Origin of the sequence: Vibrio ponticus (genome assembly GCF_009938225.1) — a bacterium.
GTDB lineage: Bacteria > Pseudomonadota > Gammaproteobacteria > Enterobacterales > Vibrionaceae > Vibrio > Vibrio ponticus.
This window is the reverse complement of record NZ_AP019657.1, coordinates 1,477,306-1,498,546: the sequence shown is the minus strand read 5'-3', so window position 1 is coordinate 1,498,546 and position 21,241 is coordinate 1,477,306. Positions and strand designations below refer to the sequence as shown.

At 45.0% G+C, this 21,241-nt stretch carries 18 protein-coding genes; 14 read left to right on the top strand and 4 right to left on the bottom strand.

Annotated elements, in window-relative coordinates; all coding sequences use genetic code 11:
- Nucleotides 1–27: 27 nt before the first annotated feature.
- Both GZN30_RS06560 and GZN30_RS06555 read right to left on the bottom strand, forming a co-directional pair.
- Nucleotides 28–1,062: a methionine synthase gene (locus GZN30_RS06560; RefSeq protein WP_075649090.1), complete on the bottom strand. Its 1,035-nt coding sequence runs from the start codon at nucleotides 1,060–1,062 to the stop codon at nucleotides 28–30.
- A gap of 25 nt (nucleotides 1,063–1,087) precedes the next feature.
- Complete coding sequence (locus GZN30_RS06555; RefSeq protein WP_075649089.1) at nucleotides 1,088–2,065, bottom strand: DUF1852 domain-containing protein; 978 nt, start codon at nucleotides 2,063–2,065, stop codon at nucleotides 1,088–1,090.
- 326 nt (nucleotides 2,066–2,391) lie between these two features.
- Here GZN30_RS06555 and GZN30_RS06550 point away from each other — a divergent pair, with 326 nt between their 5' ends.
- The 7 genes from GZN30_RS06550 to choV all read left to right on the top strand — a co-directional run bounded on the left by GZN30_RS06550 (nucleotide 2,392) and on the right by choV (nucleotide 10,578).
- On the top strand, nucleotides 2,392–3,201 hold the full coding sequence (locus GZN30_RS06550; RefSeq protein ID WP_075649088.1) for a sulfite exporter TauE/SafE family protein: 810 nt from the start codon (nucleotides 2,392–2,394) through the stop codon (nucleotides 3,199–3,201).
- A 524-nt stretch (nucleotides 3,202–3,725) separates the two neighbouring features.
- Complete coding sequence (gene betI / locus GZN30_RS06545) at nucleotides 3,726–4,322, top strand: transcriptional regulator BetI (RefSeq protein WP_075649087.1); 597 nt, start codon at nucleotides 3,726–3,728, stop codon at nucleotides 4,320–4,322.
- Between the two features lie 16 nt (nucleotides 4,323–4,338).
- Nucleotides 4,339–5,799 carry a betaine-aldehyde dehydrogenase gene (gene betB / locus GZN30_RS06540; RefSeq protein ID WP_075649086.1) on the top strand — a complete coding sequence of 487 codons (1,461 nt, stop codon included), beginning with the start codon at nucleotides 4,339–4,341 and terminating at the stop codon, nucleotides 5,797–5,799.
- 18 nt (nucleotides 5,800–5,817) lie between these two features.
- Complete coding sequence (gene betA / locus GZN30_RS06535; protein WP_075649085.1) at nucleotides 5,818–7,518, top strand: choline dehydrogenase; 1,701 nt, start codon at nucleotides 5,818–5,820, stop codon at nucleotides 7,516–7,518.
- A 34-nt stretch (nucleotides 7,519–7,552) separates the two neighbouring features.
- Complete coding sequence (locus GZN30_RS06530) at nucleotides 7,553–8,491, top strand: choline ABC transporter substrate-binding protein (RefSeq protein ID WP_075649084.1); 939 nt, start codon at nucleotides 7,553–7,555, stop codon at nucleotides 8,489–8,491.
- Nucleotides 8,492–8,549: 58 nt separating this feature from the next.
- On the top strand, nucleotides 8,550–9,392 hold the full coding sequence (gene choW / locus GZN30_RS06525; RefSeq protein ID WP_075649083.1) for a choline ABC transporter permease subunit: 843 nt from the start codon (nucleotides 8,550–8,552) through the stop codon (nucleotides 9,390–9,392).
- A 1-nt stretch (nucleotide 9,393) separates the two neighbouring features.
- Entirely contained in the window at nucleotides 9,394–10,578 is a 1,185-nt protein-coding gene (gene choV, locus GZN30_RS06520) for a choline ABC transporter ATP-binding protein (protein ID WP_075649082.1), read from the top strand.
- Between the two features lie 131 nt (nucleotides 10,579–10,709).
- Here the strand turns inward: choV and GZN30_RS06515 are convergent, their stop codons facing one another.
- Complete coding sequence (locus GZN30_RS06515; protein WP_075649081.1) at nucleotides 10,710–11,573, bottom strand: LysR family transcriptional regulator; 864 nt, start codon at nucleotides 11,571–11,573, stop codon at nucleotides 10,710–10,712.
- 186 nt (nucleotides 11,574–11,759) lie between these two features.
- On the opposite strand from GZN30_RS06515, the gene GZN30_RS06510 reads away from it, so the two are divergent.
- The 7 genes from GZN30_RS06510 to GZN30_RS06480 all read left to right on the top strand — a co-directional run bounded on the left by GZN30_RS06510 (nucleotide 11,760) and on the right by GZN30_RS06480 (nucleotide 20,324).
- Nucleotides 11,760–12,269, top strand: a complete 510-nt coding sequence (locus GZN30_RS06510) for a YgjV family protein (protein WP_075649080.1) — start codon at nucleotides 11,760–11,762, stop codon at nucleotides 12,267–12,269.
- Between the two features lie 77 nt (nucleotides 12,270–12,346).
- The gene (locus GZN30_RS06505; protein WP_075649079.1) at nucleotides 12,347–13,396 is read left to right on the top strand and encodes a TRAP transporter substrate-binding protein; all 1,050 of its coding nucleotides are present in this window, start codon (nucleotides 12,347–12,349) and stop codon (nucleotides 13,394–13,396) included.
- Between the two features lie 186 nt (nucleotides 13,397–13,582).
- On the top strand, nucleotides 13,583–15,589 hold the full coding sequence (locus GZN30_RS06500) for an alpha-glucosidase (RefSeq protein WP_075649078.1): 2,007 nt from the start codon (nucleotides 13,583–13,585) through the stop codon (nucleotides 15,587–15,589).
- Nucleotides 15,590–15,706: 117 nt separating this feature from the next.
- On the top strand, nucleotides 15,707–17,329 hold the full coding sequence (locus GZN30_RS06495) for a dihydroxyacetone kinase subunit DhaK (protein ID WP_075649077.1): 1,623 nt from the start codon (nucleotides 15,707–15,709) through the stop codon (nucleotides 17,327–17,329).
- A gap of 103 nt (nucleotides 17,330–17,432) precedes the next feature.
- Entirely contained in the window at nucleotides 17,433–18,515 is a 1,083-nt protein-coding gene (locus GZN30_RS06490) for a glycerol dehydrogenase (protein ID WP_075649076.1), read from the top strand.
- 715 nt (nucleotides 18,516–19,230) lie between these two features.
- Nucleotides 19,231–19,740, top strand: coding sequence for a ClbS/DfsB family four-helix bundle protein (locus GZN30_RS06485; protein WP_075649075.1), 510 nt, complete (start codon nucleotides 19,231–19,233; stop codon nucleotides 19,738–19,740).
- A gap of 134 nt (nucleotides 19,741–19,874) precedes the next feature.
- Entirely contained in the window at nucleotides 19,875–20,324 is a 450-nt protein-coding gene (locus tag GZN30_RS06480) for a GNAT family N-acetyltransferase (RefSeq protein ID WP_075649074.1), read from the top strand.
- Nucleotides 20,325–20,737: 413 nt separating this feature from the next.
- On the opposite strand, the gene GZN30_RS06475 is transcribed toward GZN30_RS06480, so the two are convergent.
- On the bottom strand, nucleotides 20,738–21,076 hold the full coding sequence (locus tag GZN30_RS06475) for a cytosolic protein (RefSeq protein WP_075649073.1): 339 nt from the start codon (nucleotides 21,074–21,076) through the stop codon (nucleotides 20,738–20,740).
- Nucleotides 21,077–21,241 lie beyond the last annotated feature (165 nt).

Below are 21,241 nucleotides of genomic sequence, written 5' to 3'. Positions count from 1 at the left end.
CTACCATTGTTGGCTGCTAAGAGGCGGTTATTTTGCTGTCTGTAGCTCTTTACGAACAATTTCAGTTCCGGCACTTAAAGCATTTAATTTAGCCGTAGCCACATCGCGTGGTAATGGTGCCATACCACAGTTAGTGCAAGGGTAGAGGTTTTCAGCATCGACAAACTTCAATGCTTTGCGTAGCGTATCCGCGACCTCTTCTGGTGTTTCAATCGTGTTGGTAGCGACATCAATTGCACCAACCATCACTTTCTTGCCGCGAATGAGCTCTAGAAGTTCAATAGGCACACGAGAGTTATGACACTCAAGCGAGATGATGTCGATATTCGATTTTTGTAGTTTAGGGAACACTTCTTCGTACTGACGCCATTCAGTGCCGAGCGATTTTTTCCAATCTGTATTGGCTTTAATGCCATACCCGTAGCAGATGTGCACGGCTGTTTCACACTTAAGCCCTTCGATGGCGCGCTCAAGACAAGCAATACCCCAATCATTAACGTCGTCAAAGAAGACATTAAATGCAGGCTCATCAAACTGAATAATATCGACACCGGCTGCCTCAAGTTCTTTGGCTTCTTGATTGAGAATCTTGGCAAATTCCCAGGCGAGTTTTTCACGGCTTTGATAGTGATCATCATACAGGGTATCAATCATCGTCATCGGCCCTGGCAGTGCCCATTTGATCGGTTGATCAGTCTGCTGGCGTAAGAATTTGGCATCTTCGACAAACACTGACTTTTGGCGGCTTACTGGACCAACAACCGTAGGCACGCTGGCATCGTAGCGATTGCGGATCCGAACGGTTTTGCGATTTTCAAAATCGACACCGTTGAGGTGCTCGATAAAGGTTGTCACGAAGTGCTGGCGTGTTTGCTCACCATCGCTGACGATATCGATGCCTGCGCTATGTTGATCTTGTAATGACAAACGCAATGCATCTTGTTTACCTTGGGTTAACTCATCATCTTGTAATTTCCAAGGTGACCAAAGTGTCTCTGGTTGAGCGAGCCAAGTGGGTTTAGGTAGACTGCCTGACGTTGCAGTGGGTAGTAGTATTTTCATAATAATTCAGAATCCACTCGGTTAGTTATAAAGAGTAAGTCTCAGACCATTGTTCGAGAATGGCTTGATACGGCTTAATGAAATGCTGCTCGGCAAACTTGCCTTGTTCAATGGCTAAGCGGCTGCGTTCTTCTCGGTCGTAGACGATCTGAGTGAGTGAATGATCTAAGTTTTTCAAATTCGGTTGGTAGCACTGACCAGCAGCGGCATTCGCGTTGTAGATTTCTGGTCGGTAAATCTTTTGGAATGTTTCCATGGTGCTAATGGTACTGATCAACTCCAGGTTAGTGTAATCATTGAGCAAATCGCCAGTGAAATAGAAAGCAAATGGAGCAACACTGTTTGGTGGCATAAAGTAACGTACTTGTAGCCCCATTTTTTGGAAGTATTGTTCAGTTAGCGAAGACTCATTAGGTTGATATTCAACCCCCAATATTGGATGTTGATTCTCGGTGCGATAATACGTTTTGTTGTCAGATACGCTGAGGCAAATTACTGGCGGTTTATTAAAGTTTTGCTTGTAAGTACTCGAATTAATGAACAAGTTAAACAGTTTGCCATGCAGTTCGCCAAAATTATTCGGTACGCTAAATGTGTCTTGGTTTTTATTATGATTGAGTAATAGAACACTAAAGTCATAATCACGTACATAAGAAGAGAAGTTATTTCCCGCAATCCCTTCAATTCGTTGGTTTGTTTTATGATCGAGAATATAAGTTTTTAAAATCTCGATAGATGGAAAAGCCTCAGCACCAGCTTCGATATCCATATCTACAGAAATAATTTCTAATTCTAGCGAATAGCGGTTGCCGTTCGGGTTGTCCCAATTTGCCAGTGCATTGAAGTTGTTGTTGATCATCTTGAGAGCATTACGTAGGTTCGATTGTCTTTGCTCACCTCTGGCTAAATTAGCAAAGTTGGTCGTAATACGTGTACTATCAGCAGGCTGATAGTTTTCATCAAAGCTAATGCTATTAATAGCAAAAGAAAATTCGTTATTCATGCTGAGCGGATATCCTATTTCCTGAATTGAGCTGACTGATTCCTTACTAAAACTAGCGACTATGAATGTCCATGCGTCCTAGTTTCGAGCTCATTGCTGATATTGAAATTTTTAGTGTCTAGCAATGAATTATATGAAGTAAGCGAGATAGGGCATTTATACGTTTCTCACTGCTCGAATGATAATGGTATTACTTCAATCTCAATATGAATTATTTTTCATGGTGTGTTTGTATTGAAGTGTTATTTAATTGTTCGCTATATTGTGTCGCTTTTAGCGTGTTACAGCACCAAATTAAAATAAACACTACTTAAGAGGATGATTGAATGAGTGACATGATGTTGCTAATTGTTTTGTGCGCTTTACTGGGAGCCGGTGTAGGCTTTTTAGCCGGGCTATTAGGGATTGGTGGTGGGCTAGTCATCGTACCAATATTAACTGCGATTTTGCTGCATTTAGATCTGTTGCCAGCGGGACAGGTTGTTGTGGTTGCGATTGCGACATCTTTAGCATCGATTCTATTTACCTCTACCTCTTCAGCTATCGCTCACCATAAAAATGGTAATGTGCCATGGGATTTAGCGCCTTGGATCATGACTGGTGTGGCGGCTGGGGCGCTTATTAGTGGCTTCATGGCCGCATTACTGCCTGAACAAGTGGTGCGCATCGTGTTTGCTGTTAGCGTTGTCTTGATTGCATTGAAAATGTTTTTTAGCAGCAAGAATGACTCACCAAAACAACGCGAAATTCCCAATAAAGGAGTGTTGACCACTTTCACGACAATTACCGGTGGGCTTTCTGCAATGATTGGTATCGGTGGTGGAGCCTTGTTGGTGCCGCTACTAACGTTTTTCTCGATTGATATTAAAAAGGCCATCGGTTGTGCCTCTGTTTGTGGCATTGTTATCGCTTTGTTTGGCTCAATCGGCTATGTCAGTTCTGGTGTTGGTTATTTCTCACTAAATGACGGATTTGCTGGATTTGTTTATCTGCCAGCCCTGCTAGGCATTGTCAGCACTTCGTGGTTTACCGCTCCGCTGGGGGCGAAAGCGACCAATCACTTGCCGGTTGCGACAATTAAAAAGATTTTTGCCGCTCTGTTGGTTGTTATGGCAGCCAACATGACATTGGCTTAAAGCCTCTTTCTGGAAAACGTAAATTCTAAAATGGCATCTTGGCTGCGAAAGCAGCCATTTGGTTCTAACTTATCTGCTTCGTTCTTACTGATGTTTCTTGTTCTCAGTAATCTGCTTTGCTTACTATCTTATCTCTCAATTTGTCTTTGTTGCTTAGCCTCCGTCGCTTTACGGTATCAATATTTTACCGGTGAGTTGTTAACATTCTTGTTAATCTTAATGTTTAGAGTGCTAAATGTATTCCTTGCTCTGACAAAATGATAACCACAAACCTATCAGTAATGACTCTAATTTAACATCTCTACGCCATCGCCTTAAGTTACTGTTTTGTTGATGATTTATTGGCGTGTTGAGCCAGGTGTTCACGCGATAATTGCTGCAATAATTCTTTCGCTGCTCAAGTTAGAACCTCTTGGAAAACCATGAAGTAAGATACATTTCGCTATAAATGATTTGAGTTCTAATTAAAAATAAGGCATCTTATATTTAACTAATCGTTCAATTAAAAATAACAAGGATGCAAAATGCCCAAGGTAGGGATGCCACAAATCAGGAAACCACAGCTTGTTAATGCGACTATGTCGGTGATTGATCGTGTGGGTTTACATGCCGCAAGTATTTCATTGATCAGTAAAGAAGCGGGTGTATCGACAGGGATCATTAATCACTATTTTGGTGGTAAGCATGGTCTACTTGAAGAAACCATGCGAGAAATCTTAAGGCAACTTTCATCTTCGATTACGCAGAAATTGCAGCAATTGCCAAAGGATGCCCACTATCAAAGAATCAATGCCATCGTTGACGGTAACTTTGTCGGTTATCAAGCAGAAAACCAAGTGGCGAAAACTTGGCTAGCGTTTTGGTCTTATTCAATGCATGACGAACAACTTAAGCGCCTACAGCGCGTCAATGAAAAACGTCTGCTTTCCCATCTTAAAATTGAACTCAAAGCGATGTTCAGCCATGAGCAAGCCGAATTGGTCGCTCATGGTATCGCTTCACTTATCGATGGTATTTGGCTTCGTGGGACGCTCAACCCCGAAGGTATCGATGCGGAACAAGCACGCGTCATCATCAATGATTATCTAGATAAGCAAATTACCTTTTATACCAAACAATAAAGAGTCACCACTTCAAATGGATATCAAATCACACTATATCAATGGTGGGATGCACTTTGGTCAATCTGAGGAGTATTTCACTACTTACAACCCAGCCAATAATGAGCTTTTAGCTCAGGTACAGCAAGCAGACCAACAGGTACTGGAGTTCGCGATTGAGACTGCCAAGAGAGGCTTTCAACAATGGTCAGCGATGAGCGCAACAGAGCGCAGTCGTATTTTGCTTAAAGTAGTAGCAATACTGCGTGAACGTAATGACGAACTTGCCGAATTAGAAGTTCTTGATACAGGTAAACCAATTCAAGAAGCCATTGAAGTTGATATCGCAACTGGGGCTGATGTTATCGAATACTTTGCTGGCTTAGCTCCAAGTCTTCAAGGCGCACAGCAGCCGCTTAGTGAATCACAGTTTTTCTATACCAGAAGAGAGCCACTGGGCATTTGTGCCGGTATAGGCGCTTGGAATTACCCAATTCAGATTGCGATGTGGAAATCTGCTCCGGCATTGGCTGCGGGCAATGTGATGATTTTTAAACCTTCAGAAGAAACGCCTTTGACCGCACTCAAGCTCGCGGAAATATACAGTGAAGCCGGTGTGCCTGATGGTGTGTTTAATGTGGTGCAAGGTGATGCGCGCGTCGGCCAGATGCTGACTGCTCATCCCGAAATTGCAAAGGTTTCCTTCACCGGTGAAACGGGCACAGGTAAAGCGGTGATGCGCGATAGTGCCGCGACGCTCAAACAAGTCACGATGGAACTCGGCGGAAAATCACCGCTGATTATCTTTGCTGACGCACCACTTGAGCAGGCCGTTTCGGCGGCAATGGTGGCGAATTTTTACACTCAAGGCGAAGTCTGTACTCACGGAACGCGGGTTTATGTTCATCAAGATCTTTACCCTAGCTTTATTGAACAGCTCAAGCAGCGCACTGAGAAACTGATCATCGGCGATCCGCTTAACCCTGAGACGCAAATTGGCGCGCTGATTTCTAAGCAACACGAACAGAAGGTATTGAGTTCGATTGAAGCCGCGAAACAAAGTGGCGCATCACTTTTGATAGGCGGCAACAAAATCACAACTGGCGAGCTTGCGAAAGGCAACTTTGTCGCGCCGACCGTGTTTGTGGATTGTGATGAATCAATGGCACATGTTAACCAGGAAATCTTTGGACCAGTGATGTCTGTGATGACGTTTACTGACGAAGATGAGGTTATCGCTCGTGCTAACAATACGGATTATGGTTTAGCGGCGGGGGTATTTACTCAAAACCTTTCAAGGGCGCATCGGGTTATTCACCAGCTTCAAGCGGGGATCTGCTGGATCAATACCTGGGGAGACTCCCCAGCAGAGATGCCTGTAGGCGGCTACAAACTCTCGGGTATCGGGCGTGAAAATGGCATCGAAACTCTCAAACACTATACCCAAACCAAGAGCGTGTTGGTGGAGTTGGGTGATTTTGTAAGCCCTTACGCCTAAAAAACCGAGGAGTCTGATATGCAAAAACAATATGACTATATCATCATCGGTGCTGGCTCTGCAGGTTGTGTATTGGCTGATCGCCTGAGTGCTTGCGGTAACTACCAAGTGCTGCTGATTGAAGCAGGCGGGAGCGATAAAAGTATTTTCATTCAAATGCCAACCGCGCTTTCTTATCCGATGAACAGCGATAAGTATGCATGGCAGTTTGAGACAGTCGCGGAGCAAGGGCTTGATGATCGCCAACTCCATTGTCCTCGTGGCAAAGTGCTGGGTGGCAGTTCGTCGATTAACGGCATGGTTTATGTCCGCGGTCATGCTTGTGATTTTGATGAGTGGGAGCAACATGGCGCAAAAGGCTGGAATTATCAAAACTGTTTGCCGTATTTTAAACGTGCCGAAAATTGGGTCGGTGGGGGAGATAAATACCGTGGTGACTCTGGTCCCGTTGGTACTTGCAACGGTAACGACATGAGCCTTAACCCTCTCTATCAAGCGTTTATTGATGCAGGTAAAGAAGCGGGGTATCCACAAAGCCAAGACTATAACGGTTATCAGCAAGAGGGCTTTGGTCCGATGCATATGACGGTTGATAACGGAGTGCGCGCTTCGACTTCAAACGCCTATTTAAGCCGAGCCATAAAGCGCAGCAACTTTAAGCTGATTAAGAAAGTGACGGTGGAAAAAATTCTACTGGAAAACAAGTCTGCGGTCGGTGTTGTGCTCTCTAAGTCAGGTAAACAGAAAACATATTTAGCAAATAAAGAAGTGGTTTCCAGTGCGGGTTCGATTGGTTCGCCGCAACTGTTGCAGCTTTCTGGTATTGGTCCTCGTCAGGTGCTCGAAAATGCGGGTGTCAGTGTTATCCATGATTTAGCAGGCGTGGGTCGCAACCTTCAAGATCACCTAGAAATCTATTTTCAATACCATTGTAAGCAACCTATCACGCTTAACAGCAAACTGGGTTTGATCAGTAAAGGATTGATTGGTACAGAGTGGGTTCTGACTCGCAAAGGGCTTGGCGCGACCAATCACTTTGAGTCATGTGCGTTTATTCGCTCTCGCAAAGGTGTGAAATGGCCAAATATCCAGTACCACTTTTTGCCAGCAGCGATGCGCTATGACGGTCAAGCCGCATTTGATGGTCACGGCTTCCAAGTGCATGTTGGACCCAATAAGCCAGAAAGTCGCGGTAGTGTAGAGATCATTTCCAATGATCCAACGGATAAGCCAAGAATTGAGTTTAACTACATTTCTACCGATCAAGATAAGCAAGATTGGCGCGACTGTATTCGTTTAACGCGTGAAATTCTCTCGCAACCAGCGATGGATGCGTTTCGTGGTGATGAGATTCAGCCGGGAGTTGACATTACCAGTGACGATGCGATTGATGCGTGGGTAAAACAAAACGTAGAGAGTGCTTATCATCCTTCTTGTACCTGCAAAATGGGCGCAGACGATGATCCGCTTGCAGTACTTGATGAGCAGTGCCGAGTGAGAGGCATTGATGCACTGCGCGTGGTCGACTCTTCGATATTCCCAACCATTCCCAATGGCAACTTGAATGCACCAACCATTATGGTCGCCGAGCGTGCAGCGGATTTGATCTTGGGTAAACCTCTCCAATTATCACAAGATACTCCAGTTTGGATAGCACCAAATTGGCAAGAGATGCAGCGCATGCATCCACCAAAAAGAGAGTTGGATTCTCTCGCTTAAATAGAAAGTTAGTAACAAATACAAGGAATAAAAAATGTCTACGATGACAAAACTGCTCTCAACTGTCGCACTTTCAACTTTTGCTGCTGGTGCATCCGCAAACCAATGTGAAACCGTTCGTTTTGCGGATGTCGGTTGGACAGACATCACTGCGACAACAGCGGTAACTAGCGAAATTCTAAAAGGCTTGGGCTACCAAACTAAAACCGATTTGCTCTCTGTTCCGGTAACCTACTCTTCAATGGCGAATGGTGATATCGACGTATTTTTGGGTAACTGGATGCCAACCATGGAAGGGGACATTGCAAAGTATCGTCAAGCGGGCACCGTTGAAACTGTGCGTGCCAACTTAGAAGGGGCGAAATACACTTTAGCAGTGCCTAAATATGTTTTTGACGCGGGAGTGAAAAACTTCGCCGATCTTGCCAAACATGCCGACAAATTCAAAGACCGTATTTACGGCATCGAGCCAGGTAATGACGGCAACCGTTTAATTCAATCGATGATTGATAGCGATGCATTCGGGCTGAAAGATTTTAGTTTAGTAGAGTCTAGCGAAGCGGGGATGGTGTCGCAGGTATCTCGAGCTGTGCGCCGTGATCAATGGATCGTCTACCTTGGTTGGGCGCCGCACCCAATGAACAGTAATGTTGAAATGGAATACTTAGCCGGTGGTGATGATTTCTTCGGTCCAAATTATGGTGGGGCGAATGTATACACTAACGTACGTGCTAACTACATCAATGAATGTCAAAACGTTGGGCAACTTCTTCAAAATCTCGAGTTTAGCCTTGAGATGGAAAACCAGCTAATGGAAGCGATTCTTAACCAAAAACAAAAGCCTGCGCACGCGGCTCAAGAATGGTTAAAGGCTAACCCAGCACAAATCGAAGCATGGCTGAAAGGCGTGACTACGCTAGAAGGCAAGGATGCGACTCAAGCGGTTACAAGCTACCTAAATTCAAAAGCATAACTTGTATTTAAGAGCGTTAGTTAGCTAGCGCTCATCATAAAAACGCAAAGGATTTATTGTGAAATTTATTACGGACAACAAAATTCCGTTGGGTGAATGGATGGAAACAGGTGTTGATTGGTTAACACTTAACGCCGCAGGCTTATTTGACGCAGTTTCCTTCTTTTTAGAAGGTATTATTCTGTTCGTTGTGGATGTATTTAAGTGGATGCCACCAGCACTACCGATTTTAATTACTGCCACTTTGGCTTGGTTGCTACACCGAAGCATACCATTGGTATTGTTTGTGGTGGTTGCTTTGCTGACGATTTTAAATTTAGGCTACTGGCAAGAAATGCTGGAAACCTTTGTCCTCGTATTTGCGGCGACAACGATTTCCGTATTAATTGGCGTTCCAGTAGGCATTATGGCTGCGCATCGTCCTTGGCTTTACACCTTGTTAAGACCGATCCTTGATTTAATGCAAACCGTTCCGACCTTCGTTTACTTGATTCCAACACTGGTTCTGTTCGGCTTAGGTATTGTGCCTGGGCTGATCTCGACCATCATCTTTGCCATTGCCGCGCCAATACGCCTGACTTATTTGGGCATTACTAAAGTGCCGGAAGAGCTGATTGAAGCAGGTAAAGCATTTGGCGCAAGCCGGATGAAGTTGCTGTTTAAGGTGGAATTGCCTGCTGCGCTGCCAAGCATCATGGCGGGGGTGACACAGTGCATCATGTTATCGCTATCTATGGTGGTCATCGCGGCGCTAGTGGGTGCGGATGGCCTAGGTAAGCCAGTCGTTCGTGCACTTAACACGGTAAATATCTCGCAAGGTTTTGAAGCAGGATTGGCGATTGTATTGGTGGCGATCATTCTTGACCGTTTGTGTAAAGCACCAAATCAGAAGGAGGCGTAACATGGACGCAATTACAATTGAAAACCTCGATGTGGTGTTCGGCAGTGAGCAAGAGAAAGCACTATCACTGTTAGATGCAGGTAATAGTCGCCAAGAGATTATTGATCAAACTGGACAAGTGGTTGGCGTTGATAACGTGTCACTGTCGATTAAACAAGGTGAAATCTGCGTTTTGATGGGTTTATCAGGCTCGGGTAAATCGAGTTTGTTGCGAGCAGTGAATGGCCTAAATGAAATTTCTCGGGGCTCGCTAAAAATTAAAGATGGCGACCAGATGGTTGAGCTCTTGGGGTGTGACGAGTCAACACTGCGCCACTTACGCACTCATCGTGTGTCGATGGTGTTCCAAAAGTTCGCGTTAATGCCTTGGCTTACGGTGATTGACAATGTGGCATTTGGGCTTGAAATGCAGGGAATGCCAAAACAGCAGCGCCGCCAAAAAGCGCGTGAGCAACTGGAGATGGTAGGGCTAGCAGAATGGGAAGATAAATTTCCGCACGAGCTATCTGGCGGCATGCAGCAGCGTGTCGGTCTCGCGCGCGCCTTTGCCATGGACAGTGACATTCTATTGATGGATGAACCATTTTCAGCGCTGGATCCATTGATCCGTACTCAGTTACAAGACGAATTGATTCAACTGCAAAAACAGCTCAATAAGACCATTTTGTTTGTTAGCCATGATTTAGATGAAGCATTAAAAATTGGCAACAACATCGCCATCATGGAATCAGGTAAATTGATTCAACATGGTAAGCCGGAGCAGATTATTCTGGAGCCGGAAAATGACTATGTAAAAGATTTTGTCGCGCATACCAATCCACTTAATGTGCTTAAAGGTCGCTCATTAATGCAAGCCCGCGATGAGCTGCAAACCAATGAGGACAAGTTGCTGATTTGCGAGAAGCAGCAATTGTGGGTCGACAACCACAATGATCAGATTGCACTGTTAGATAACAATAGATCTTTGGTTGATTGGTCACAACAGGCAGCAGAGCTCGAATCAATCGAGCAGAGTAGTGTGGTGTTAGTAGATCCGGAAATCAGTATGCGTGAGGCGATAGAGCTTAAGCAACGAACCGATCAGCCTTTGGTGTTGGTTGAAAAGCAAACCGTGGTCGGTGTACTAGGCGATAACGAGCTTTACGATGCCTTACTGGGTAACTTTAAAGGCAGAGAAGTCGCATAATCTCGGCGAGCGTATCACCTAGCCAAGTAAGTTACTTTTAGTTTAAGAGGTTGACTGTGCATACAGTCAACCTCTTGCCAGTTATTGAGCCTAATTTTACTTACTCTCTTATAGCCAGCGCAAAAGTTGTTTTACTTGCTGACCACTTTTTGAATAAACGCCTCACGCACTGGATCGGCAATCTCGCTGTTCCAAAGTAGACCCACTTCCCACTCGGCATGCTTACCGGTTAGCGGAATAAAACGAATATGCGGCTGGCTTATCCGCGCGACACTTGCAGGAATGATGGTGTAACTCAAACGGGCTGACACCAGAGCTAACGCCGTTACAATGTCGTTGGCTTCTTCAAACACGGCAGGGCGCTGCTTTGCTTCCCACAAATAATTGGTGATGTGCTTGTTCAACGTCGGGTTTTTATCACGACTCAAACCCAGATAGTTGTAGTGACTAAGCGAGCCCCACAAATTATCAAAGTTTAGTTTCTCTTCATTATGAATCGCGATGGCAAGGCGGTCCGAGTATAGCGGGATAGCCTTAAGCGGCGGATCGACGGGTAAACGGTCAAAACCCAGTTGTAGGTTACCTAATTGCAGCTCCTCAACCAGTTGGTGTGAAGGGTAGTCGTTAAGCGTGACGTGAACATTAGGGCAATCTTGCTTGAACTTAGCAATATAGTTGGGCGCTTCATGAAAAGAAGAAATACCAAAGCCAATATTAAGATGACCGGAGGTACCTTCCGCAACGAAAGTTGCTAAGCGTTGGAATGATTCAAAGCCTTTAAGTACCCGCTTTGCCTCTGGCAGTAAAACCTTACCCATTGGGGTTAATTCTGCGCCATGTCGACCGCGATCAAATAATGAAACTTTTAGCTGTTCTTCGAGGCGCTGAATCTTCTTAGTCAGCGCGGATTGAGTGATATAGAGGTGTTGCGAGGCAACACGGAAGTTCTTGTCATCGGCAAGTTGGCAAAAAGTGCGAAGTAAATCTATATCCATTCTGGTTTGGAATCGAAAGCTGAATTTTATTCATTATAACTAATCAAATATGTAATTTATAGTCAATTCATGTAAGAAAAACGACAAACTCTTACAATTATAAGTTCTTGAACTTTATATAGATTTTATTTTGCCAAACATTGTATTGAGCGAAATTGAAAACAAAAGTTGAGCGTAGAAAATTAGATGAATGAGACACTAGTTCAAGCATTAGGATTTGTGGCATTAGGTTTAAACCTATTCGCATCATCGACAACTAACGACAATCGCATGCGAGCGATCATCTGCCTCTCTTGTTTGACGTTCTCAATTCACTATACCTTGCTTGGTGCTGTCGTGGCTGGGTTGAACTTATTAGTTAACTCCTTCCGCGCGCTAGTTTCAGTGAAATATAAAGGACTTAAAGTCTTTTACCTGTTCCTAGCGGTGCAGATTGCGATGAGTGTTTACTTCTACTCAGAGCCACGTGATGTGTTACCGGCGATTGCATCAATCATTAGTTGCTACGCGCTGTTTATTGCTGAAGGCATGCGAATGCGAATTGCCTTCCTGATTTGCACCTTAACTTGGATGGTCAATGCGGTCTTGGTTGGATCTTATGGCGGATTACTTAACGATATGTTTAACGCCACTATGCTCTCAATCACCATTTTTAGGTTAAAAAAACAACAAAAAATACAAATACAGACAAATTAATTTTCAATTAGTACCACGGCTCTTCGCCCTAATAACCCTAATAGAAGAGTCGCACCAATAATGATTAAGGAAACAACATGAAGAAAACACTACTGGGCCTTGCCACTGCATCTCTTCTTGCGGCTGGTGCTGCAAACGCTGCGGACTACAAACTAACGATTCCACACGTAACCACAGCAGATAGCTACAACCACCAATCGCTACTTGTATTGAAGAATTTTGTAGAGTCTCGCTCTAACGGTCAAATTCAAGTTGATATCTACCCTGCAGGTCAGCTGTGTGCTAACGCAAAAGAGTGTATCGCTGGGGTACAAGCGGGTATGTTCGATTACTTCCAAACTACAATTCCTGAGCTAGGCAGTTTCTGGCAACCAGTTGGCGCATTCGACCTTCCTTACTTGCTACCAAATGACCGCGTAGCAGAGTGTGTGTACGACAACGAACAACTTATTGCTGACGTGCGTAAAGAGTTAATGCAACGTGCACCAAACGTGCGTCTAATGGCAGTATCAAACTCTGGTGGTTGGCGTAACATCGCAACCACGAAGAAAGAAGTGAAAACACCGGGTGACGTAGAAGGTCTAAAACTGCGTACCGTACCGGCAAAAACTCAGCAAGACCTTGTGAAAGCAATGGGCGGTGCACCAACACCAATCGCATGGCCAGAAGTATACACAGCGCTTTCTACAGGCATGGTTGACGGTACTAAGAACGGTATCGTAGATATCATCATGAACAAATTCCATGAAAGTATCGGTTACATGATCCTTGACGGTCACGGCTACATGGGCGGCGCTTGGGTATTCAACGACATGAAATTTAAGTCGTTCCCAGATGAGCTAAAACAAGTGGTAATAGATGGTATCGCGGCTCAAAACCAATACCTACGTTCATACCCTAAACACCGCGAATACGCAGCTTATGAAGAATTCAAGAAAGCTGGCGGTAAAGTTTACAGCCCAACAGAAGCTGAAAAACAAGCATTTATTACGGCTTCGGCACCCGTTAAAGAAGAATTTTTGAAAGCAACAGGCGCTGAAGGTGAGAAATGGCTACAACGTTTTGAGAATGAAATCAAAACTTGTGAAGCGAAGATCCAAGCGGATTACGACATCCAATTTAAGTAATCAGCCCCTTATCTAACTCGATTGACGCTGTAGCGGTGTTCACCAGCAATCTTATTGCAGCGTCAATTCGTTAAGAGTAACCAATTTAATATATACGCTAGCTAGGCGCAGCACACCTAAGGCTTTTTCCTTGGGTGAACACCCAAGTTGCGCCTAAATTTTATCTCTATTTCGGAAGCTGTTCGAATGAAACTTACCCAAACTCCATCAGGCTTTACTATTAGCCACAAAAACAGAACTGTATTTGAACACTCACAAGTTAGCCCAGCTTTGTACCTAGGTATTGGCCAAGGCACTTTTGATATGTACCGCGGTAACTTTGATATTTCTGACTATGTGTCAGAGCGTTTACCGCTGAAGAAATTCGCGATCACAGAAAACTCAGATGATGTTGTGGTTACCTTTAGCCTAGATGGTGACGCGGTACTTGAAGCGCGTATGTACGAAACGGCAGAGTCGCGTCTTAAAGTTGAATTCACAGCGCTTGATGAAAAGTACAACCGTTTTTGGGTTCGCGTTGCTGCGACTGAAACAGAGGCAGTATACGGTTGTGGTGAGCAGTTAAGCTACCTAAACCTACGTGGTAAGAATTTCCCGCTATGGAGCTCTGAGCCGGGTGTTGGTCGTAACAAGAACACTTACACGACTTGGCAAGCGGACGTTAAAGACAAAGCGGGCGGTGACTACTACACCACAAACTACCCACAACCAACGTTTGTTTCTGATAAGAAATACTTCTGCCACCTAGAAACTCGCGCTTATGCAGATTTCGACTTTACTCACGCTGAGTATCACGAACTGCAATGTTGGAACATTCCAGAATATCTACTATTCGATGCTGAAGAGTCATTCCTAGAACTTATGACTAACATTACTGGCGTATTTGGTCGTCAACCAGCATTGCCTGAGTGGGTATACAACGGTGTGATCTTAGGTATCCAAGGTGGTACAGACATCACGATTGAAAAAGTTGAAGCAGCTAAAGCCGCGGGCGTTGAAGTTGCAGGTGCATGGTGCCAAGACTGGCAAGGCATCAAGATGACCTCATTTGGTAAGCGCCTACAGTGGGATTGGCAGTGGAACGCGGATCTTTACCCAGGTCTAGATACTAAGATTCACGAGCTAAAAGAGCAGGGCGTTCGCTTCCTAGGTTACATCAACCCTTACGTGTTGGAAGATTTCCCGCTATACAACGAAGCATTTGAAAAAGGTTATTTAGCAACCAAAGAAGACGGTTCAAAATACGTTGTCGACTTTGGTGAGTTTGACTGTGGTGTGGTTGACTTTACCAACCCGGAAGCATGTGAATGGTACAAGGGCGTTATCAAGCAAAACATGATCGATTTCGGTCTTGATGGCTGGATGGGCGACTTTGGTGAATACCTACCGACAGACTGTTCACTATACAACGGCGTAAGTGCTGAAATTGAACACAATAAATGGCCGTACCGCTGGGCGAAAGTGCAGCATGAAGCGATTGAAGAAGCAGGCAAAACAGACGATATCCTGTTCTTTATGCGCGCTGGTGGCACAGGCATCCAAGGCTACTGTCATGCGCTTTGGGCTGGTGACCAATCAGTGATCTGGGAAAAAGATGACGGTCTTGCATCGGTTATTCCAGCGGCACTATCAGCGGGTCTAATGGGTAACGGTATCAGCCACAGCGATATCGGTGGCTACACTACGTTACACGGTAACACTCGTTCTAAAGAGCTATTCCAACGTTGGGCTGAAATGGCGGCGTTTACACCAATCATGCGTAGCCATGAAGGCAACCGCCCTGGTGATAACCACCAATTCGATACTGACGCAGAGACACTAGCGCACCTAGCGCGTATGACTAAGATTTACAAGCATCTTAAGCCGTACATCAAAGCTGCAGTTGAAGAGAACGCAACCAAAGGTATGCCAGTACAGCGCCCACTGTTCATGCACTACGAGCAAGACTCAGAAGCGTACCAAATTCAATACCAATACCTGTTCGGTCGCGATTTGATGGTTGCACCTGTTTACAACCAAGGCGAAACAGTCAAAGAGCTTTACCTACCAGAAGATGAGTGGGTTCATGTATGGACTGGTGAAACGTTCACAGGCGGTTGGATCAAGGTTGATGCCCCTATCGGTCAACCGCCAGTATTCTTCCGCAAGCAAGCGCAAGATGCTGAGCTGCTAGCGGCAATCAAGCAATTCTAATTAATGCTGGCTCAGGGTATTCCTGAGCCACATTTCCAAACCAAAAAATAATAAGTGGCGCCCTCATCTTGACTGGGCTCTCCCCAAACTCGTTTGAACAAAATTTCTGGAATAACTATGGCTGACTTAATTCTAAATAATAAAGAGTCGTTCGTAATGGACTCAATCCAAGGCACTCTTTACACCTCTACGCTTGAAAACCTAACGTTCTTAGACTTTGAAAATGACATCAAAGTCGTTGCACGCAATGACTGGAACAAAGAGAAAGTGGCACTAATTTGTGGTGGTGGCTCTGGTCACGAGCCAGCACACGCAGGCTTCGTTGGTAAAGGTATGCTAACTGCTGCCGTATGTGGCGACCTGTTTGCAGCACCTAGCGTAGACTCAGTGCTTAACGCTATTTTGCACGTAACGGGCGACGCTGGCTGTTTAGTGATCATCAAAAACTACACTGGCGACCGTCTGAACTTCGGTCTAGCGGTAGAAAAAGCGAAAGAGATGGGTCGTAAAGTTGACCTTATCGTTGTCGGTGATGATATCTCTATCCCAGGTAACCCTCAGCCTCGCGGTATCGCAGGCACGCTATTTGTACAAAAAGTAGCGGGTTATGTGGCTGAAAACGGCGGCACGTTGGAAGAAGTGAAACAAGCGGCTCTTGATGCACACCAAAAAACAGCGTCTATCGGTGTGGCACTAACGAGTTGTTCACTACCGGGTGAAAGCAACGACCGTATCGCGCAAGGTAAAGCGGAGCTAGGTCTAGGCATTCACGGTGAAGCGGGTATCGAGACCATCGACCTACCAAAAGCAAAAGATCTTGTTACCACTATGGTCAGCAAGCTACTAGAAGCGAAACCAACCACAGATAATGCGATTCTGCTTAATAACCTAGGTGGTCTATCTCCAATTGAGATGAACATTGTGGCTAAAGAGGTGATGGAATCAGAACTGGGTAAAAACACCAAGTTCATCGTAAGCGGCGCACTAATGACGGCGATTGACATGAAAGGTTTCTCTATTTCTACTATTCAACTAACCGATGAAATCGCTAACGCATTGGTTTCACCTGTTGAAACAGCTGCTTGGCCTGGTGCGGTAGCGCGTCGTGAAGTGCCAGTGACTAAGTGCGAAAACCAAATCGCGAAGAAAGCATTCACGCCTTCACACGATGAAGAAACGGCGTTAGTGCTAACTAAAGTGTGTCAGGCAATCATTGATATTGAAGGTGAGCTAAACCACCTAGACTCAATCGTGGGTGATGGCGACACCGGTTCTACATTTGCTGCGGGCGCACGCAAGGTTCTGGCTCAGCTAGAAGCAAACAATTTGCCATTACAAGATAAAGCTAAGTTGATGACGACTATCGCTGACTGCCTAACGTCAGTCATGGGTGGATCTTCAGGCGTACTGCTTTCAATCATGTTTACTGCAGCGGGTCGTGACTTTGAGCAAAATGGCTCTCTACCACAAGCACTGCAAGCGGGTCTTGGTCAAATGATGGCTTACGGCGGCGCGAAACCGGGTGACCGTACGATGATCGATGCGTTACACCCAGCGCTAGAAGCGTGGGCTCAAGAAGGCTTTGTAGCTGCAATCGCAGCAGCAAAAGCGGGTGCAGAAGCGACCGTGACAATGACGAGCGCGAAAGCGGGCCGTTCTTCTTACCTAAACAGCGACAGCTTAAACGGCACGAAAGATCCGGGCGCATTCGCAGTAGAAACGGTATTCAGCCAGTTCTAATTGATAAGCCATTTCAGAGGGACACTATTGTGTGTGTCCCTCCAATATCTCCAATAACGTCGCACTAGTGACGAGAAACAGAATAATTTAAAAGGATTCCCTCATGGATAACATCATCATTTCACCTAGCAAATACATTCAAGGCGAAGGTTCATTAGACAACATCGGTAAATACGTATCGGTATTTGGTAAAAAACCACTCGCAATCGCGGATGATTTCGTAATGGGTCTTGTGCGCGATCGCGCTGAAACCAGCATTGTTGGTGAAGGTCTAGAAGTTAACTTCAACACTTTCGGTGGCGAATGTAGCCGCGTTGAGATTGACCGTCTGATCGATGTGCGTAACGAGCAAGGCAACGATGTGATCATTGGCTTCGGTGGCGGTAAAACGCTAGACACAGCAAAAGCAGTAGCGTACTACGCAAAAGTGCCAGTGGTTATCGTACCGACTATCGCTTCAACAGATGCACCAACATCTGCGCTAGCCGTTATCTACACGCCAGAAGGTGAGTTCAGCGAGTACCTACTGTTCCCACAAAACCCGAACATGGTGATCATGGATACAGGTATCATCGCAGCTGCACCAGTACGTACACTTGTGGCTGGTATGGGTGATGCGCTATCAACTTACTTTGAAGCTCGCGCTAACGGTCTTTCTGGTAAAGCAACCATGGCTGGTGGCGCGCCAACGCGTTCAGCGCAAGCACTGGCTAAGCTATGTTACGAAACGCTAATTGCTGACGGCGTGAAAGCAAAAGCAGCGGTTGAAAATGGCGTATCAACTAAAGCGGTTGAGAACATCATTGAAGCGAACACATACCTATCGGGTATCGGTTTCGAAAGTTCAGGTCTAGCGGCTGCACACGCGATCCACAATGGTTTAACTAAGCTTGAAGAGTGTCACCACCTACTACACGGTGAAAAAGTAGCGTTTGGTACACTGACTCAACTGGTTCTAGAAAACGCGGCACAAGCGGAAATCGAAGAAGTACTAAACTTCTGCCGTTCTGTTGGTTTGCCAACCAACCTGCACCAAATGGGCGTGAAAGAACTTAACCATGAGAAATTGATGGAAGTGGCAGAAGCATCATGTGCGGAAGGTGAAACTATCCATAACATGCCATTCCCAGTAACAGCGAAGTCTGTTTACGCAGCGATTCTAACCGCGCATAAGCTAGGTCTATAAACCTTCGTTTTACAGTGTATTGTCTCTGTAGATAAAGGATTTTCTGAGTGCAAACGGCTTCTGAGGAAGCCGTTTTTTTATGGGTGGAATTTGGGGATTATTGGTTTTTCTTATTGGGACAGACAACTTAAGCCCGTAGGCTTTTCTTATAGGGACAGACACTTCAAACAGACACTTCAAACCGACACTTCAAACCTTCACTGAACCCTAAATTTGTCATTCTCTCGCATGCGGGAATCTTACTCTTGGTTTTGAACTAAGAGGAAAGCACCGTTGGCTGGTATGTCCCGCTGAATCGTTTTGCGCATATCTCTCGCTTATTCGTAAGCGGTCCAATTACTCTTTGCTGCACCAAAGAGTAATCAGAAAGGTGCTTTTGTTTCTCTGGTTTTGTCCGGTCGGTTTTAGGTGTTCCCGACACCGAAAACCTAAAAATGCGTCCTGCATTTTTGCCTAGTGTATGGGTTATCTGGAGTTGTTGCGGTGGTGGTGTACGAGGGATTGTGAATTGTAGGGACAGACACTTCAAGCGGACACTTCAAGCGAGTGAGTTTCCGACGCTGTTTTTTTGTCTTAAAGCGTTTTATGTCTCAGTAATCGAGTAAATGGTGAGGTAGGTTAGTCTTTTCTTTAGTAACTAACTGATTAATTGTTGCGTTATCTATGTAGAAAGTGGTTTGTTTGCACAGGGAAGTCAGAAAAACAGGAGCCTGTCATGTCTTCAGTACCCACTAACAAAGAACAGTTGGAGTTAGCGATAAACTCGGTATTCACTAAGTTAATGGTGGACTACCGTGCTGTGCCTGAGAGTGCATGCCGATTGTGCGAAATTGAAGGGAATATTAAAGGTACCAAGATAAGTGTCTGTGACACGGTGGCTTACTTGATTGGTTGGGGTAAATTGGTGCTTAAATGGCATCGCTTAAAGTCGACTAACCAACACGTCGATTTTCCGGAGACAGGGTACAAATGGAATCAGTTAGGCTTGTTGGCTTTAAGTTTTCATCAACAATACCGCGACTGGAAATATGACGATTTGCTGGTTGAGCTAGAGTCTACAACTAACGAGATATTGGCTTTGATTGGCAGTTTGAGTAATGAAGAGTTATACGGCGTTGCATGGTATGAGCAGTGGACGCTAGGGCGGATGATTCAGTTTAATACCTCTTCACCAATGAAAAACACGCGTACGCGAGTCAGGCGTTTTACCCGAGCGTTAAGCTAAGGAATGTGATTGTTTTGATGGTTGGTGAGTATGTCGTGTGGTAAGCCCCGCTTGGAGTGTTATAGGGACAGACACTTTTAGCGGACACTTTTAGCGCCAATCAATATTGATTATTTTTACAGGAAGTAGCGAGCATGGACCTAGAGCTTAGAAATATAGATGCCAGCAATTTTTATCAGATTTGCCAGTTGGAAGTCGCTTCAGACCAGCTCAATCATGTCGATAGTAATGCTATTTCGTTAGCCGAGGCGAACTTCATGGAGTTTGCTTGGTTTAGAGGGATCTATTTAGGCGATCAACCTGTTGGATTTGTTTTGGTTAATGCAGATACCGTGTCAGGTAAATTTGAGCTGTGGCGATTGATGTTAGACAAATCCCAACAATCAAAGGGCTATGGTCGTACTGCGATAAATTTACTGATATCGGCGTTAGTTAATGAGTTTGGTATATCAGCGCTTTATACCAGTGTTGTAAGCGGAGAAGGCGGTCCGAAAGGCTTCTATTTGAGTTGTGGTTTTGTGCCAACAGGGAATCTAATTGCAGGGCGTGAAGTCGAGTTGTGTATGGTGGTGAACGACTGCTAGGGGAGTTGGGTGAGGTGGTATGTCCCGCATAGTGCCTGTTTCGATTTCTAAGACCTTATCGCAAGCGGTCCAATTACTCTTTGTCTTGCCAAAGAGTAATCAGAAAGGCGCTTTAGTCCGTTGGTGCTGACCAGCCGGTTTTAGGTGTTCCCGACACCGAAAACCTAAAAATGCGTCCTGCATTTTTGCTTAGTGTATTGGTAATCTGGAGTTCTGTGTGAAAACAGGGCAGATTATTAGTACCAGTTATCTTGTTTGTATTGTCCACTGCAGTAATAGTTGCTGACGAATTGACAGGACTTCTTATAGGGACAGACACTTCAAGCTCTTTAAAGCTTTCAATTGGGACAGGCACCTTAAGCTGTGGTTTGCTCGAGATGCCAGTTTGCCGATTTCTGCTTGCTGAGTAACGCTTAGCCTAAACGGGTGATAAAGGTTTGTTCGTCATCGACAAAAGCAACAAATCCGCCATGATAGATAAATACCCGACCGCGCCCTTCGACTAGGCAAGCAAGCTGTGGATTCAAATCTTCGGCGTTATCTTTACTTTGAAAAGTGCCAGTATCGGTGATGACGCCATCAAGTGAAGGCAAATATCCATAAGTACGTTTGGCTTGATCAATCAGGCTCAGTTCGCTGGCGCGCGAGAAGCAAGAGGGTATCGCACCTGCGTCCTCGATAAACATGGTCTTAAATTCTTCAAAAGCGGTAATCACCAGCCAGTCGATGTCGTTAACATGATGGATAAACATTGGGTTTCTCGATAGTTCTAATACGGAAATTGTATCACTATCACAGGAGAGTAGTAGAGATTTAGTGCTTTTACTTATTTACGTCCTGTTAATGAGGTTTTTCCTACTAAAAGTAATCCATTATGTAACACCATTCGTCTGATGGACCCTTATGATGTACCACAG